A 14,941-nucleotide genomic window follows, 5' to 3' on the forward strand; every position below is an offset into this window, starting at 1 on the left:
TTCGTTATGCCTGCGAAGGCAGGGCGGAAGTGTGCCCGAGCGCCGTCGTCCGCGCGCTAAGCTCGGCCCGATGCGGCGCCATCTGGGTCCACTGCTCGCGCTCTTCAGCGCCTGCGCGCCGCCCGCGCCGATCGCGGAGCCGACCCCGCCCGCGCAGCCCGCGCTCCGAGCGCCGCCGGCACCCAGTGCAATGGCTTCGACCTCGGCCTCGGCGCCACCCCGAGCGCCGCCCAAACCCGCGCAGCTCGATCCCGACGGCAATGATGAGACGGAAGCTGCGACGGCCACGCTGCCGGAGCGGCCGCGCTTCGTGAAGGTCGGTCGCCACTGGTCGGCGCTCACTCGGGTGTGTGACTTCGGCGTGCGGAACGGCGTGTTGTTCATGAGCCACGCCACGGCGCCGCTCGGGTACACCGGCGCGACCATCACTCGCTACGACCCGCGGGAGAAGACACCGTTCGCCCTCGTGTTCGACTGGAATCGCGCGGGTGAGCCCGAGACCGGCGGCGCGGGCGGTCAGGGATTTCTGCGCCTGCGCGACATTGGCGGCCGCTTCTACGTGCCCGACGCGGATCCGCCGTACCTCGGGCTGGGTATCGGGTTCGGGGTCGAGGGTTACGTGTTCTCGAGCGACGGCGCCGGGAAGTTCGAGCGCGTCGGCAGCCCCGGGCATCGACCACCGCGCGCACCGACCCAGGAGCGCGGCGGAGCGATCTTGCTGCCGGGCGCCATCCACGTGCTCGACGTCATCCGCTTCCGCGGCAAGCTCTACGCATCGACGGGGGCGGTCGTTCCTCCCAAGGCCACGGCGTCGCGCTCGCCGGGTGTGTTGTTCGTCGAGGGCGCCAAGCCGGACCGATGGGACGTGGCCTACGCGTACGACGGCGCCAAGGGCGAGAGTGCGGTGCGCCTCGGTTACATGACGCGTTTTCGCGATCGGCTCTACGCCGCGATCAGTCCCCTGTACGGCATCGACCGCAACGACTACGTGGTGCTCGCGCCGCCGCGCGATGCTGTTGCGCTTGCGCCGGAGCATGCCCGGGCGGTGCAGATCACACGTTCGGGCGGGGCGCACACGCTGCGCTGGTGTGCGGACCGCGGGCGGCTGTACTGGATCACGCTGGGTGCGGACGGTGGTGAGCTGTGGGTGACGGAGGACGGCGATCACTGGCAGAGCGTGACGCTCCCGGCCGACGTCGGGCGGCCGACGGACGTGCTGCGTGCGGGAGAGCGGCTGCTGGTGATGGCGGAGCGAGCGCTGGTCGAGCTCCAGAAGTCCGGCCCGGTGGTGCTGGCCAAGGTGGATGCGGCCAAGTCCCCCTTCGCCGTGGATGACGGGTATTGCGCCGCGCCGCTGGTCGCGTTCCAAAATCAGATTTTTGTCGGAGATCAGCGCCGCGGCGCGCTCTGGACCCTCGAATCGTCGCCGTGATCGCAGATTGTTCAGCGTGTGATTGTCGAGCCCGGGGCTTTTTGCTAGATGGAGCGGCCCTGCCGGTCCCCATCGTCTAGCCCGGCCCAGGACACGGCCCTTTCAAGGCTGTAACACGGGTTCGAATCCCGTTGGGGACGCCAAACTACGTGTGTGATTCCGAGCGGCTGACCCACGGGCCGACTTCTGGGACGATTGGCTGGGACGATTGAGCCCGGTTTCGGCGTCGACGACGCTCGGCGGCAGCGGCGGGAACGGCGTGCCCACGGCAAGCCCCAGCGTCTCCGCTTCGCGGATGTATCCGAGCGTGGTGGAGAACTGAACATGCCCGGCGCGCTGCATGACGCGCACGTGCTCCGTGCCTGCCAGCACCTCCCAGGTGATGCCGGTGGCGCGCAGGTCGTAGAACGTGATCCGCTTGGTCGTCGGCCGGTCGGCGTACAGGTCGGCTCGATCCACGCCAGCGCGCTTCAGGTGTACGCGCAGCCGGTCGGCCAAGTCCTCCAGGGGCGGGAAACCGTGCTCGGCGTCCTTGTTGGCGTGCTGGTTCTGGATGACGCGACCCTTGCCGCCGGCCGCCCTGTGCATCGACTCGAGCAACGGGCGCAGGGCCTCGGGGACGGGCACCTTCCGGGTCAGCTTGGTCTTGGTGGACTTGGTCTCCCCCGTGCGGAGGTCGAGGCTTTGGTGCACGTAGACGTACCCGTGGTCGAGGTGCACGTCGGCCCATTCGAGGGCGGCAAGCTCGCCCGGTCGCACGTAGAGGTAGGTCGCCAGCGCGTACAGCTTGCGCCAGCGTAGCGGTACCGGCGCAGTCGAGCAGGGCCAGCACCTCGCTGGGGTAGAGCCACTGCTTCCCTTTGCGCTCACCTCGGTCTGGGCCAGGCAGGCTGGCGCAGGGATTGTCGGCGCGCACCCGCAGGCTTGCCACCTTGGAGTCGGCGGCGTCGCCGAACATCTTGGTTACGAGCCCCCACACCTTCACCCCGGTGGACCAGGAGATAGCGCCGGCCTTCACCCGGTTGTCGATGTACTCCACGACAGCGCGCACATCGTCGCGTGTGACCTCCGCCATGGGCCGGGGGCCGATGACAGGGAGCACGTGCGTGGTGATGCGCCCGGTGTCGGTCGAAACACTGGTAAGGCCAGCGCGTTGCCGTTCGGCGAACCATCGCACCACGTACTCCGCAACGGTCTCTCCCGGGGCTGCCGCGGTCGGTGCGGGCGCTTGGCGCTGCGCTACTGCGACGATGCCACGCTGACGGAATACCTCGCTGTAGTGACCGGCGGCCTCGCGTGCTTTGGCCTCCGACTGCTTCGACTTGGGCGAGGGGTCGAGGTCAATCCAGGGGCGTGAGCCATCGGGGCAAGTCACGCGGATGCGCCAGTGTCCGATCTGCTCTCCCGGTCGTGCGGGCCTGTACATCACGGTGCCGGTCGCCTTACGCGCCATGGCGGCCTCCGGTGACGTGCGTTAGGTTCTGCATTGCTCGTGCCTCTCGTTCAGGTTCGGGCCATGCCCCCGGACGTTGACGCGTCGCGGGGGCGCTTTCGTCTCAGGATGGGACCGATTCGCTGCGATGGAAAGGGGTCACGCGTAAGAGCGCGGAGACGCGTAGGAATTACGCAACCCAGTTGTCGTAGCGGCCGGCGCTCGCCCATGAAGATGCTCTTCGAACTCGAACTCTTGCAGACCGGCCCAACGGTGCCCCGGCTGACGCGAGCTGTAGCCCCGATGCGTTCTAGTCCAGGTCCTCTTCCTGCGGCTCCGGCGGTCGCGGGCGCGCGCGCGGCGCTCGGCAGGCGATATTCATCTTGTACCAGGTGTTGAGGAACCCCCACGACGGGGAGCAGGCCCCGCCGAGTTCCTCTGACTGGCTGAGTATCTCGTAGTCCCGAGAACCGCACAGCAACCTTGCGTGCTCGTGGCAGAGTTCTATGTCCGAACGGCACTTCACGTAGGCCGTCGTGCCATTGGGTGTGATGTACTGCTTGCCAGAAGCGCGTGCGCCGCAGCACCCAGCAAGCAGCACCGCAATTCCAAACGGCAGCCTGTGGAGGACAAGCATTTGCGCGCAGGCTAGGCGAATGGCGCGATCGCCGCAATCGTAGCTCGTCTCGTCGCAGGTACTGCTCGGCCGTCCCGGGTGGCCGGTTCCGCTTGTGGCATCGTTCCTTGCACGTTCCCAGTGATTGCGGGCTCACTACGCTCACGCCGGCTCGCGCTCCTCGGTCAGCCCTTCGGACAGCACCTCGCGGGCGTTAGCCATCGTCTCGGCGAAGCTGCCGGTGCGGTCATGCTCTGCCAAGGCGCGGCGCACCAGCTCACGAGCCAAGGGGTTCCGCATCGCCTCCAAAGTGAGGGTCTGAGCGCGAGCCCAGGAGCGCAGGTAGCCCACGGCGAGGTCTGTCGTTTCGTTCGTCATTGTGTTCCTTCATTCAGTGCGGCCAGTAGCTTCGGCCGCGCGCTGGTGTCTCTAACCAGGGCGGCCAAGAATCGCTCGAGCATGCCGGCGTCGTCGGCAGCGAGGCGCGCCGCGAGCAGCTCCACGAAATCTGGCGGCAGCTCCTGGCGTGGGGCTCGTGGGTCTTCTCGCCTCGCGAAGCTGGCGTGCCCGAGCAGCGCGGAGGCAGCGCGTACACGGATGGCGGCCGGCTGCGCGTCGTCGTCGGCCAACTCGGCCAGTACGGTGATGGCGCTTTCGGCGGCGTCGTCGAGGCGCTCCGCTGCCGCGCTAACGCGTTTCTGGGCGGCGATGCGATACCGGGCAGCGAAGTCTGGCGAACGCGTCCAGCGCCAGCATGTGGAGCGCGCGATGCCCAGCTCGCGCGCCACCTCCGGGATGCTGAGCCCGAGCAGGAGCAGCTCCTGCGCCCGGTCGCGTGGGTCGGGCGGTTCCGCGATCTGTTGCGTGGGGTTGCGCGCCATCAGCGGGCCTCCGCAGGGCATCGGGTGCCACACCCGTTGGGGATTCGTGCGATTCGCAAGTCAACGCGTGTACTTGCACCCGTGCGACACCACCCTGAGACGATTGGCCCGAGACGATTGGCACCAGCGCTGACGCGCTTTCGCGGGCTTGCGCTCACCGACCGCCCCCCACGACGCGCAGCTTCCCGGCGGCGATGAGCCGCTCCACGGGGTCGACGGGATCGCTCTGCGGGTGCTGCTCGTGATCGAGCTCGATGCGCTGGTCGATGATGTACCGCTCCACGTCGGCGCGCCGGGCGATGAGCTTGCGGCCCTGCTTGAAGGTCGGGAAAGCGCCCTGCTTTGCCAGCCGGCGGAAGGTCCAGGGCGACCCCAGCGGCGAGGTCTTGGCGTCGCACCAGTCGCCAGCCTGCGGTGCCGCATGCAGTCGGAGCGCCCGGGTGACGGCGGCTTCGATGCGCTTCTCCAGGTCGGCGGCCTCGATGACCACAAGGCCGCTCATACTCGCGACCCCTCCGGAGCGGACACCGGGTTTTGAGGCTTCTGAGGCTTTTGAGCTAGGGCGGAGGGGTTGACCGTGTACGACGGTCCCCTGGGCCTGCCCCCGTGGGTCGGGACATCAGGCCGGCGAAAGAGGAACCCATGAGCCTCGAGCAGCGCGAGCATGGGGTCGAGGTCGGCTGCACGCTGAAACATCGCCCGGTTTGCCTGGTGCGCCTCCCTCTTGGTGAACTGTCGGGTGTCTTTGCTCTGGACCCAGGCGAGCAGATGCTGCGCCCCCGCCGTAGCGCTATCCGCGCCCATCACGGCGAAGGCGGCGGCGGCATGTGCCAGGAGGTACCGCCCGACCACGATGGCGGACCTCATGGTCTCCACGCCTATCTCAGAACGCTCAGAACACTCGGAAGTCCCCGCGGTAGGCCCGGCGAGGTGAAACAGCCCGGCGAGACGAGCAGTCGCCCCTACCGCCTTGCTGGCCCAGTCGGCCATCGGGGCGAGCGACCCGCCCGGCGCCATCTTCGCTTCGATGTCGTCGGCGAACGCGCGAAGCTCCGAAACCGCGCCGTGGGCCGCCGTCATGCGCTTCGGTCCCTCCCGGTCCAAGGGGACACGGAGGAGACTGCGGAAGAGCTCGCGGTAGTCGTCCAGGACCCCGTCCGGCACCTGCGGAACATCGAAGAGCCGATGCCCCACCATGCTCTCGGGCATGAAGAAGAGCACGCGGGCGAGGAGCCCCCGGCCTCGGAAGGTCGGCTTGCTCGCGAGCCCTGACACCACCTCCGGCTGAACGGCGAGGCCCAGGGTCAGCGCAGGCGCAGGGATGTGGCTCGGCGCTCGCCCCACCCGATCCACGCGCAGGTCGTCGCCACAATGGCCTTTCAAGAACACCTCGAGGTTCGGACTGTCCGAGTAGCGCCCCGCGATGATCTCGAAGATGCCGCCCTCGGCGGAGATGATCGCCATGCGCCCGCCGTGCGCGGCCATGAGCGCCGTGAGCTGTTCCGGCGTCACGTCGTCGGCTACCAGGCGGGGCACCACTGGCAGCTCCGTTTCGTCCAGCTGCACGCCAAGCTCGATGGCCTCCTGCATCTCGGCCGGGTCGTCGGAGCCGGCTGCGCGTTTCATCGCCCTCTTGTGTGCTTCGCGCCGAATATCGAGCTTATGTCTTGCGGCATCGACCGAAGCGCGCAGACGCTCGGCCTCCTCGTGCTCGAAGCCGAGCAGTGGCGCGGTGGCATCACGCACCACGGCAGACTTCCGGTTGCCAGGCGGCAGGGAGACGGCGCAGTACAGGTTCAGAGGCTCGCGCCAGCCTGGTAGCACCTCCACCTCAAAGCGCTTTGATGCGGCGGCGGCGAGGGAGGCGAGCGCCATAGCTGCGGCGAGGTCCGGCGGCGTCTGCGTCGCAGTGGCCTCGGCCTGAACCCACGCGCGTAGCGTGGGCGGCAAGGCCGATACCGGAAAGGGTGGCGGGCTGCCGGAGCCCAGGGGAACTGGCTGCTCCCACCCATCGAGTTCGGCGCGCTTGTCGGCCAGCCGCACGGCTGACCTGGCGGCATCGTGAAAGAGGCTCACTGCGCCACCTCGCGGAGTCGGGCCTTCGCGTCGTCGGCTGAGATGCTGTTGCAGCGGAGGGCGTGAGAGACGGATGCGAGGCTTTCGAGTAGACGGCGGACCTGCGCGCACTGACGCACCTGCTCCGCGTAGAGCCGCAGGTTCCGGCCCAGCGCCAGGGGGACCAAGTCCCTCAACTCGAGCAGCAGCTCGGGCACCGGGCCGCGCACGTCATGGACGGCCAGTGCTTCCGCGATCGCGTACGCGTCAACCGGATGGCCACGTTCCTCCAGTGCAGCGGCAGCTCCGAAGACCAGGCGAGGCAGCGGGAGAAAGAAATCCTCGGCTTCTACGTCGAGCCCGGCGGGGCTCGCGTTGCCGCAGAGCACGGTGCTGGCCACGATTTCTTCCGCCTCGCGGTCATGCGGCGGGGGGTTCACGCCCGGGTCTGGGATGTAGCCGAGCACCTCCTCACGGAGCAGGGCGCGCAACTCGTGGGCGTTCATCGGTGCCCTCGCCGGCCGAGTACGATGTCGATGTACCCCGCGACCATAGCGGCCAGGAGGGTTTGGGCGAACGCCTCGGCGTCCTCGCGTCGATGCACGACGCGGAACAGCTCGTTTCGGAGATCAGAGCAGAGCCGTTCTGGGGTCGCCGTGGACAGCGCCGCGGAAATATCGAACCCGTCCGCCATCACGGCTTCGCCTCGCCGCTTTCCGCTGCCACCTGCGCGGCAGACAGCGCCGACTCCAGGCTGTCCGCGATGTCAGCCCGCAAGTCTCGGCCGGCGCCAGCGGCAAGCAGTGCATACCGCGAGAACCCGAGTCGAGCCGCCACCCGGGCTACCGCGTAGCGTCGGAGCAGTTCTTGGACCTGTCGTGCCGCCTCGGGGGAAACGGCGCGGCGTTGTGCTGGAAGGGTGATAGCCACGGGAGACAGCTTGCGGCAGCGCGGCGACCGAATCTCCGATGGCGCAATCGGAATTACTTGGCGCTGAGGTCTTTGACTCGCCTGTGGCGCTGCGCTCTCCGACCAACCAACAGCCGTTCGATGTCCCTTGGTTCTCGCTGCTCAAGCCCCAACTTCATCAACACAGAATTGATGACTTCGGCACGGTCCTCGGCTGTTGAAGTCTCCCCGCCGCGAGGCCGGGGCCCTCGCTTGCTGTGCCTTGGCTTGCGGAAGCACTCGATGGCGTTGCAGAGCACAGCATCATCAGCCAGGGTGACGTCGCGAAAAAAAGGGCGAAGACGACAGCGGATAAATCCAACTGCCCCGGCGTTGTCCCCAAGCATCGCGGCATCATCGAGGGCGGATTCAACCAGAAGCGCCAAGTCCGCGTACTCTTGCGTGCCAGCCACCTGGGCGAGGGCGCTGGCGTGGCGCTCTCTAAGGTCGCCCCTTCGACGACGCGCTGTGGGTTTCCCATCGACGTGCTCCCCGCCCACCGGGAGGTGGCTCAGCTCGTACGCGAGTCGCGTGATCAACTCCAGGCCCGGTTGTCGCGCCGAATCCGCGTTCGCGTACACAGCGCGCTCGCCAAGCGTGAAGATGCGCTTGAGAATTTCGGGAATGTCTCTTGGATCCAGGCGCTGCCGAAGTTCCTTGGTCTCAGCCGCGCGCAAGGCGCGCCACCAGTCGGCGGGCATGTTGTCGGCGGACGTCGAACCCGATGACGTCTTTTGCTTCGGTGCTATCTTCGGCGGCACGGAACTGCACCTTCCGTCATGCCCCGGCGGCGCCAACCGTGCGGGGCTTTCTCTTGTCCTACGCCGAATCCGCTCGGCGTCTAGTAATGGTGGCTCCACCGTCGGACTTTGCCTGTCCCAGCCGGGAGGGCGCCCGCGTCAGTGGCACGTCGGCGGGTGCTCCTTGCTGGTGTCGACGCACCGGCGGGAGAGCTTCCCGCAGATATCCGCCAGCCGCTTCGAGGTCTCCTCGTCGTCCTTCGCCTCGCAGGGGAACGTGCAGCGCTTCACGCCGTCCAGGTCGGGGGCGCACGTCTCCATGTCCTTCAGCCCGTTTTCGATGAGAGCGACCCGGAGGCGCGTGCAGTCGCCGTCAGACTGGCATGGAGCGTTCAGGGTGCCGCGTTCGGTCTTGCACTCCACGAGGTATTGCTTCGTCGAACTCTCCTCGGTCTCGGACTTCCCTCCCGCAATTGCGATGTTGTCGGTCACCGCGACCGCCGTGGCCTTGCTCTTGGTGGTCGTCTTCTTGCCGGTCTCGCCGAGGGGGTTCAACTCGTACCCGAGCTCGCACCGCGCGCTGGCCTGCCGGACGCAGTCGGCGTTCGCCAAGCACTCCACCACGAAGCCCTTCCCACCGCTGGGCGCTGTCACTTCCTCGGGCTCCGGCTCTGGCGCCTGCGGCTCCGGCGGCGGACACCCAGCCAACAGCCCAACGAGAACTACAGCTCCGCCACGCATGACGGCGGATGCTACGCGGCGCCGCGCGAGGCGTCGACCCCGCGCCGCTGCCTACTACCGACCCCGGTGGCGATCAGGAGCACGAGCCCGACCCGCTAGCCTTTCCTCCGCGCTCGGGCGGCGTCGAGGCGCACCACCCCCGCCCCGCCCTCCCGTCGTACCTGAAGCTCCCGGGCGAGCTGGGCGACAGCATCCCAGGCACCCGCAGCGGTCGCCTTCACGAGCGCATCAGCAAGGGCAGCTTCGACGGTGTCGGCAATCGTCCCCAATCGTCCCGGGTCGCCAACGGTCGCCAACTTGGAACCATCGTCCACCACGTGCGGCGTCCGCTCTTCGATGTGGCTTTCGGCGGATTCCGCGGTGGTAGTGGGCGTCCCCGGGCGTTCGAATCCCGTTGGGGACGCCATTTTTCATCTCCGCGGATTTGGGTGAGCACGTCGAACGTTTTCTCGGCGGGCGTTCTGGGAATCACCCCGACGCGACGTCCGCCCAAAGTACGCCGAGATCGAGCTCGATGGCGTCGAAGGGCTCCGCCCGCACTCGGGCGTCGTCGCGGAATGCCGCGGCGCGCACCCACTGGCCGTCGCCCAGTCGCAGAACCTCCAGCAAACGCTGGATCGGGTTCACGAGCCAGACATGGCGAACCCCCTCGCGCGCATAGATGCCGAGCTTGTCGGCGCGGTCGATCTTCTCCGTCGATGGCGACAGCACCTCGCATGCCCAATCCGGTGCGAGAGTGAGGTAGGGCTCGTCTGGAAGCACCGGCAGCCGCTCTCTCTGCCAGCCCGCAAGGTCCGGCACCAGGATGTCCGACGCCAGGTGCAGCTCGGGCTCGTCGAGGATGATCCATCCACCGGGGCCGCCCCGCCCTCTCTTGAACGGCGGCCCGAGCTCCTCGCCCAGTGCAGAGGACACGGCGCTGTGCCGCAAGGCCGGTCTCGGGGAAAGTCGTAGCTCACCGTCGATGATCTCAGCGATCATCCCGGCGGGTGCTGCGAGCACGTCGGCGTAGGTCGCACGCCGCTTCGCAGCTTCGGCCATGTCGAAAGCCTACCACAGGCAGCCCACCGCGTGGCCCCGCCCAATGTAACATGCAGGTGTGCAGCGGGAGTGGGGGCGTCGCGTCGCAACGTACCTGGTGTTCGCCGCCTGCAGCTCGGGCTGCTCGAGCTCGGCCACGTTGAGGCTCCGCGACGGGCGAGAGGTCAGAGGGAAAATTTCCCGCAGCGATGCGGACGCGGTGTGGGTCGAGAGCGAAGGCCATGAGCGCCTCGTGCGCAGGAACGACGTGGACGACGTCACGCACCCCGGACGCACAGAGATGGTCGTGGGCGGGATCCTGTTGGCAGCGGCCTTGGGCACCGGCATCGCGGCAGGCGTGAGCAGCTCCAACTGCGACCATCCAGGGAGGGCGGGCTGTGTCGACGCGCAGTTGGCGGGCGTCGCCGCGGTGGCGGTTGGCGTACCGGGCCTCTTTCTCGAATTCGACAGCATCGCTACGTACTACGGCTCCGTTTCCCGGTACGTCCCGCCCGCAGCCGCCGCGCCTCCGCCGCCGACGCGCAGTGACGGGTTCGAGTTCTGAAACACGATGTTCTAGCGACCGCTTCATCTCCGGCTCCGATCAGCCGTGCGTTCACCGGGTCCGGTTGCCGTCCAGCGCTTGCCGCACCTTGGCGCAGAGAGCCTGGATGGTGAACGGCTTCGGAATGAAGTTCACGTCTTCATCCGGCCCGCCGGTGCCGGCGATGACGTCGGCCGTGTACCCGGACATGAACAGGCAGGCGAGCCGCGGGCGCTGGCCGACGAGCGCCTTGGCCAGATCCCGCCCGTTCATCTCGGGCATGATCACGTCGGTCAAAAGCAGGTGGATCTCTCCGGCGTGCGCCTCGGCCAAACGGACGGCTTCCCCGGCAGTGCTGGCGGTCAGCACGACGTAACCCGACTTCTCGAGCATGGTCCGGGTCATGCCGAGGAGCGCCTCCTCGTCTTCCACGAGCAGGATGGTCTCGCGGCCGCGCAGGGACGGCTCCGCCGGCGCGTTCATTCGGACCGCCAGGACGCTGCCCTCGTACCGAGGCAGGAAGATGTTGAAGGTAGAGCCCCTGCCCAGCTCGCTGTGGACCTCGATGAAACCGTCGTTCTGTTTGACGATGCCGTAGACCGTCGCCAGCCCCAGCCCGGTGCCGCTGCCCAGCTCCTTGGTCGTGAAGAAGGGCTCGAAGAGCTTGGCTTGCGTCTCTTCGTCCATGCCGCAGCCGTCGTCGCTGATGGAGAGCCGGACGTAGTCGCCCGGGACGGAGCCGAGGTGTGCGGCCGATTCGCGTTCGTCGAGCGTGACGTTGCGGGTCTCGATCGTGAGTTTGCCAACGCCGGAGATCGCATCCCGAGCGTTGACACACAGGTTGGTCAGGACTTGATCGATCTGAGACGGGTCCACCTCGAGTGGCCAGAGTCCCTCGCAGGGCAGCCAGGCGAGGCGAATGTGCTCCCCGATGAGCCGCCCAAGCATCGTGAGGATGCTGGCCACGGTGTCGTTCAGATCCAGCACCCTCGGGGTGACCGTCTGCCGCCGGGCAAAGCCCAGCAGCTGTCGGGTGAGGTCGGCCGAACGACGCGCGGCTTTGCGGATTTCCTCCAGATCGGCATGCAACGGCGAGCCAGGGGCGACCACTTCCATTGCCATCTCCGTGTGCCCCAGGATCACCCCGAGCATGTTGTTGAAATCGTGCGCCACACCGCCCGCCAACCGGCCCACCGAATCCATCTTCTGGGCCTGAAAAAGCTGGGCTTCGAGCGCAGCCCTCTCCTCCTCGGCCCGTTTGCGCAGGGTGATGTCCTCGGAGATCCCCAGCAAGTACTTCGGCGTGCCATCGGCTCCCCGAATGCAGACCTTCCGGGTATGAAGCAGCCGTTGCTCCTGCGTGGCCGTCAGGACGGTCTCCTCGGGGATGTCCAGCGTGCCGAACTTTCCCTCCAGCACCGCGCGGTCCGTGGCGGTAAAAGAGGCCGCTTGCTCGGCCGGAAAGAAGTCCGCGTCGTTCTTGCCGAGGAACACCTCGCGATTGTGACCCAGCAGCTCTTCGCCCGCGCGATTGAACAGAACGAACGTCAGGTCCTTTGCGTCTTTGAGGAAGATCATCAGCGGCACGTTCTCCACGATGGCCTCGACGAAAGCCTTCGAATCCATCAACTCGCGCTCCGCCCGCTTGCGCTCGGTGATGTCGATGGAGAGCAGAAAGATGCCGTCCTGGTGCGGTCGGACCCTCAGTTCGAACCAACCCGAGGAGCCATCCGCGTACAAGAATTCGTTCTCGAAGAATAACGAGCGTCGCTCCTTCATGCATCGCTCGAGCACTCCGAACATCTCGGTGCGTTCGACGCCGGGAAGCACCTCTTGCATCGTACGGCCGAGGAACTTCTCCCTCGGAATGCGCCCCTGTGCCGCGGCGGAGTCGTTGAGATACAGGAAACGCCAGTCGAAGCCGATGATCTGACAACCCTCCAGCAGGTCGTCCAGGCCCGCCCTGCCCGCCGCGTCCGGCCCAGGCGAAGCGTCGTCGACCACGCCCTGCAACGCCAGGTTTCGTTCCTCCAAGCTCTCGATGGTTCGCTTCAGCTCCGCGAGCTCGGCCCGGGCGCCCGCAAGCTCGGCGGCCAGCCGCGTCTCGCCCTCGTCGCCGCGCCCCCCGTGCCCGTCGTCGTTCGTCATCGCTGCACGCCCCAGCTCGTGCCGGAGCCCCCCTCCTCCGAAGCCATTCTGCCCCCCTGCGCGGACGAGGTCTAGCGCCACCCGACCAGCGCGAGCGGCGCCCAGAACTCGATGTTCCGAGGAGCGCTTCACTGGTAGTTTTCTCCGATGGCAGCACGCCGAGCCAAGCTCCGTCTGATCGACGCTCGCTTTCAGTTGAAGTGGACGGCGTACCTCGTCGTCGTCGTCTTCGTGGTGATGGCCGCCCTCGGCGCGCTGCTCGCCCGCATGGCCGCCCGCACGTCCGCCACCGCGCAGATCGCCGTGACCCAGGCCGAGAAGGCCTTCAAGGAGTCGGAGGCCAACAACGTGCTCGCGCGCGGCGCGGTCGAGATGGCTCAGCCCGACAACGCCGCGCTCGCGTCGGCGCTGAACGAGTCGCTCGGGGAGGTCGACGCACGACAGGAGAAGAACCTCGCGGACGTGCGCCGGTTGCAAGACGACATCCGCAACGACCGCCAGAGCCTGAAGCTGTTGCTCGGCGGCTCGGCGCTCTCGCTGCTGGTCGTGCTCACCCTCATGGGCATCGTGATCACCCACCGCATCGTCGGCCCTGTCTCGAAGCTGAAACGCCTGCTGCGGCGCGTGAGCACGGGCCGCCTGGTGGTGGACGAACGCCTGCGGCGTGGTGACGAGCTGGAAGATCTGTTCGAGACCTTCCTGCAAATGACGTACTCGCTCCGGGCCATGCAGCACGCGCGGATCGCAACCCTCGATGCGACCCTGCGCCGAGCCGAAGAGACCCGCGCCGCTCCGGAGGTCGTGGACGGTCTGCTCGCGTTGCGCGCCCAGATGGTACTGGGCCTCGAGAGGCGTCGCAGCACCTCCATTCCACCCCCACCCCCGCAGGTGGCTTGAGGAGGCAGCATGCGTAAGATCATCGATCCAGCCATCGAGGAGCTGTGCGCCGCGTTCGAGCTCGGCGGGTACAACCCGACCCCGGTCATCGACCTCGGAGTGCTGGTTGCCAGCGCGGACGGCGACGTCGACGCCTCGGAACACGCGCTCTTGTCCGAGGTGTTCCAGACGTTGCTCGAGACGAAGGTCACTCCAGAGGTCGTCGACGCACTCATCAGCGCCAGCGTCGAGGTGATCGGGGTCGCCGGGGCCGAAGCGCGGGCACGCTGGGTCGGCGCGATCTTGCGGGACTGCGACGCCGCCGAGCCCGGGCTGCGGGTCGCGCTCGCCATCGCCTTCGCCAGCGAGGGGCTCTCCGCCGCCGAGCGCAGCGTCATCGATCGTATCGCCGAGGCGGCGGAGGTACCGCCCCCGCGCGTCGCGGAGCTCGTGCTCGAGGTCGAGAAACACACCGACACGGCTGGCCCCACCAGCACGCGGCAGTCGCTCTTGCCCGAGCACCTGCGCTAGAGCGCCGAACAGGTTGAACGTCGTTTGTTTTCCGGGACTTGCAAGGTGTTCGGCGCTCGCGCGCGGAGCGCGCACGGCCGAAGGCCGGGGGTTTGGGGCGCAGCCCCAACGTAAAGGTCCTAGAACACGAACAGCGCAAGCTGCTCGGTGTTCTAGGGGGCGACCACACGCGCCCGGGACCGAGAACGACCCACCAGATCAGGAAGAAATGGGCTAGCGTCCCGCGCGCGATGCTGCTTCGCATCAAGAGTCTCGCCCGCATCGGCATTGGCCTCGCTGCCGTGGGTGCGCTCGTCGGCACGATGACCCCGGTGCTGGTACTGCTCTTGCCGTGGCGCGTGGGGCGCATCTACGTGACCAACGCCTTCGGTGTGCTCATCGGTCGCGCGGTCATGGCGTGCACCGGGTGTCCGGTCACCGTCGAGGGCCTCGAGAACCTGAGCGCCAGTCAACCCGCGATCTACGCCTGCAATCACACCTCCTTGCTCGACGCCTTCACCACCATCTGGTTGACCCCCCGCGGCACCGTCGGCGTCGCCAAGAAGGAGGTGTTCTACTACCCATTCTACGGGCAGGCCTGGTGGCTCGCGGGGCACGTCTTCGTCGATCGCAGTCGCACCGATCGCGCCAAGGCCGCGCTGCGGAAGAGCGCAAAGTTCATCCGGGACAACGGGCTCCATCTCTGCATCTTGCCCGAGGGAACCCGCTCGCGTACGGGGCGACTGCAGCCGTTCAAGAAGGGCATCGTGCACATGGCCCTCGAGACCCGCCTGCCGATCGTGCCGATGGTCACCACGGGTCTGGAGAACGTCTGGACTCGCTCGACGCTGCTGCTCCGGCCCAACCCGGTCAAGATCGTGTTCCTGCCGCCCATCTCCACGGAAGACTGGAGCGAGGACCGCATCGACGAGCACATCCAGGCCCTGCGCGCGCCGTTTCTGCGGGCGCTGCCCGAGCACATGCAGCCGGAGTAGTCC

17 protein-coding genes and 1 tRNA gene are annotated in these 14,941 nt (G+C 67.5%); 6 read left to right on the forward strand and 12 right to left on the reverse strand.

The window, feature by feature from the left end; all coding sequences use genetic code 11:
* Window positions 1–70: 70 nt before the first annotated feature.
* Together IPI67_18020 and IPI67_18025 are read left to right on the forward strand one after the other, a co-directional pair.
* A complete protein-coding gene (locus IPI67_18020) occupies window positions 71–1,432 on the forward strand; it encodes a hypothetical protein (GenBank protein MBK7582090.1) in 1,362 nt (453 codons plus the stop codon).
* 65 nt (window positions 1,433–1,497) lie between these two features.
* Window positions 1,498–1,575, forward strand: a tRNA-Glu gene (locus IPI67_18025).
* On the opposite strand, the gene IPI67_18030 is transcribed toward IPI67_18025, so the two are convergent.
* The 11 genes from IPI67_18030 to IPI67_18080 form a co-directional block, all read right to left on the reverse strand.
* Window positions 1,535–2,335 (reverse strand): tyrosine-type recombinase/integrase, encoded by an 801-nt coding sequence (locus IPI67_18030; protein ID MBK7582091.1) that lies wholly within the window; start codon window positions 2,333–2,335, stop codon window positions 1,535–1,537. The genes IPI67_18025 and IPI67_18030 overlap by 41 nt on opposite strands.
* Before the next feature lie 839 nt (window positions 2,336–3,174).
* Window positions 3,175–3,501, reverse strand: coding sequence for a hypothetical protein (locus IPI67_18035; GenBank protein MBK7582092.1), 327 nt, complete (start codon window positions 3,499–3,501; stop codon window positions 3,175–3,177).
* Between the two features lie 141 nt (window positions 3,502–3,642).
* On the reverse strand, window positions 3,643–3,858 hold the full coding sequence (locus IPI67_18040; protein ID MBK7582093.1) for a hypothetical protein: 216 nt from the start codon (window positions 3,856–3,858) through the stop codon (window positions 3,643–3,645).
* On the reverse strand, window positions 3,855–4,361 hold the full coding sequence (locus IPI67_18045; protein ID MBK7582094.1) for a hypothetical protein: 507 nt from the start codon (window positions 4,359–4,361) through the stop codon (window positions 3,855–3,857). The genes IPI67_18040 and IPI67_18045 overlap by 4 nt, the downstream gene beginning before the upstream one ends.
* A 154-nt stretch (window positions 4,362–4,515) precedes the next feature.
* A complete protein-coding gene (locus tag IPI67_18050) occupies window positions 4,516–4,863 on the reverse strand; it encodes a helix-turn-helix domain-containing protein (GenBank protein ID MBK7582095.1) in 348 nt (115 codons plus the stop codon).
* Window positions 4,860–6,404: a DUF3987 domain-containing protein gene (locus IPI67_18055; GenBank protein ID MBK7582096.1), complete on the reverse strand. Its 1,545-nt coding sequence runs from the start codon at window positions 6,402–6,404 to the stop codon at window positions 4,860–4,862. The genes IPI67_18050 and IPI67_18055 overlap by 4 nt, the downstream gene beginning before the upstream one ends.
* A gap of 29 nt (window positions 6,405–6,433) precedes the next feature.
* Entirely contained in the window at window positions 6,434–6,922 is a 489-nt protein-coding gene (locus tag IPI67_18060) for a hypothetical protein (protein MBK7582097.1), read from the reverse strand.
* A 187-nt stretch (window positions 6,923–7,109) separates the two neighbouring features.
* Complete coding sequence (locus tag IPI67_18065; protein MBK7582098.1) at window positions 7,110–7,346, reverse strand: hypothetical protein; 237 nt, start codon at window positions 7,344–7,346, stop codon at window positions 7,110–7,112.
* 53 nt (window positions 7,347–7,399) lie between these two features.
* Window positions 7,400–8,125, reverse strand: coding sequence for a hypothetical protein (locus IPI67_18070; protein ID MBK7582099.1), 726 nt, complete (start codon window positions 8,123–8,125; stop codon window positions 7,400–7,402).
* A gap of 138 nt (window positions 8,126–8,263) precedes the next feature.
* Window positions 8,264–8,845 carry a hypothetical protein gene (locus IPI67_18075; protein ID MBK7582100.1) on the reverse strand — a complete coding sequence of 194 codons (582 nt, stop codon included), beginning with the start codon at window positions 8,843–8,845 and terminating at the stop codon, window positions 8,264–8,266.
* 468 nt (window positions 8,846–9,313) lie between these two features.
* Window positions 9,314–9,886 (reverse strand): Uma2 family endonuclease, encoded by a 573-nt coding sequence (locus IPI67_18080; protein ID MBK7582101.1) that lies wholly within the window; start codon window positions 9,884–9,886, stop codon window positions 9,314–9,316.
* A 58-nt stretch (window positions 9,887–9,944) separates the two neighbouring features.
* On the opposite strand from IPI67_18080, the gene IPI67_18085 reads away from it, so the two are divergent.
* Complete coding sequence (locus IPI67_18085) at window positions 9,945–10,430, forward strand: hypothetical protein (GenBank protein ID MBK7582102.1); 486 nt, start codon at window positions 9,945–9,947, stop codon at window positions 10,428–10,430.
* A 51-nt stretch (window positions 10,431–10,481) separates the two neighbouring features.
* On the opposite strand, the gene IPI67_18090 is transcribed toward IPI67_18085, so the two are convergent.
* Window positions 10,482–12,557 carry a PAS domain-containing protein gene (locus tag IPI67_18090; GenBank protein ID MBK7582103.1) on the reverse strand — a complete coding sequence of 692 codons (2,076 nt, stop codon included), beginning with the start codon at window positions 12,555–12,557 and terminating at the stop codon, window positions 10,482–10,484.
* 147 nt (window positions 12,558–12,704) lie between these two features.
* Between IPI67_18090 and IPI67_18095 the strand changes: the two genes are divergently transcribed.
* From IPI67_18095 to IPI67_18105, 3 genes are all read left to right on the forward strand, one after another.
* Window positions 12,705–13,454, forward strand: a complete 750-nt coding sequence (locus IPI67_18095; GenBank protein MBK7582104.1) for a HAMP domain-containing protein — start codon at window positions 12,705–12,707, stop codon at window positions 13,452–13,454.
* Window positions 13,455–13,463: 9 nt separating this feature from the next.
* Window positions 13,464–13,964, forward strand: coding sequence for a TerB family tellurite resistance protein (locus IPI67_18100; GenBank protein ID MBK7582105.1), 501 nt, complete (start codon window positions 13,464–13,466; stop codon window positions 13,962–13,964).
* A gap of 230 nt (window positions 13,965–14,194) precedes the next feature.
* Window positions 14,195–14,938, forward strand: a complete 744-nt coding sequence (locus IPI67_18105) for a 1-acyl-sn-glycerol-3-phosphate acyltransferase (GenBank protein ID MBK7582106.1) — start codon at window positions 14,195–14,197, stop codon at window positions 14,936–14,938.
* Window positions 14,939–14,941 lie beyond the last annotated feature (3 nt).

It is taken from the genome of Myxococcales bacterium (assembly GCA_016706225.1).
Lineage (GTDB): Bacteria > Myxococcota_A > Polyangia > Polyangiales > Polyangiaceae > JADJKB01.

Excerpts from the sequence above, each read along its gene's own strand:
- IPI67_18020 (MBK7582090.1), top strand. The coding sequence starts at position 71 with ATGCGGCGCCATCTGGGTCCACTGCTCGCGCTCTTCAGCGCCTGCGCG.
- IPI67_18035 (MBK7582092.1), bottom strand. The coding sequence starts at position 3,501 with ATGCTTGTCCTCCACAGGCTGCCGTTTGGAATTGCGGTGCTGCTTGCT.
- IPI67_18040 (MBK7582093.1), bottom strand. The coding sequence starts at position 3,858 with ATGACGAACGAAACGACAGACCTCGCCGTGGGCTACCTGCGCTCCTGG.
- IPI67_18045 (MBK7582094.1), bottom strand. The coding sequence starts at position 4,361 with ATGGCGCGCAACCCCACGCAACAGATCGCGGAACCGCCCGACCCACGC.
- IPI67_18050 (MBK7582095.1), bottom strand. The coding sequence starts at position 4,863 with ATGAGCGGCCTTGTGGTCATCGAGGCCGCCGACCTGGAGAAGCGCATC.
- IPI67_18060 (MBK7582097.1), bottom strand. The coding sequence starts at position 6,922 with ATGAACGCCCACGAGTTGCGCGCCCTGCTCCGTGAGGAGGTGCTCGGC.
- IPI67_18075 (MBK7582100.1), bottom strand. The coding sequence starts at position 8,845 with ATGCGTGGCGGAGCTGTAGTTCTCGTTGGGCTGTTGGCTGGGTGTCCG.
- IPI67_18080 (MBK7582101.1), bottom strand. The coding sequence starts at position 9,886 with ATGGCCGAAGCTGCGAAGCGGCGTGCGACCTACGCCGACGTGCTCGCA.
- IPI67_18090 (MBK7582103.1), bottom strand. The coding sequence starts at position 12,557 with ATGACGAACGACGACGGGCACGGGGGGCGCGGCGACGAGGGCGAGACG.
- IPI67_18095 (MBK7582104.1), top strand. The coding sequence starts at position 12,705 with ATGGCAGCACGCCGAGCCAAGCTCCGTCTGATCGACGCTCGCTTTCAG.
- IPI67_18100 (MBK7582105.1), top strand. The coding sequence starts at position 13,464 with ATGCGTAAGATCATCGATCCAGCCATCGAGGAGCTGTGCGCCGCGTTC.
- IPI67_18105 (MBK7582106.1), top strand. The coding sequence starts at position 14,195 with ATGCTGCTTCGCATCAAGAGTCTCGCCCGCATCGGCATTGGCCTCGCT.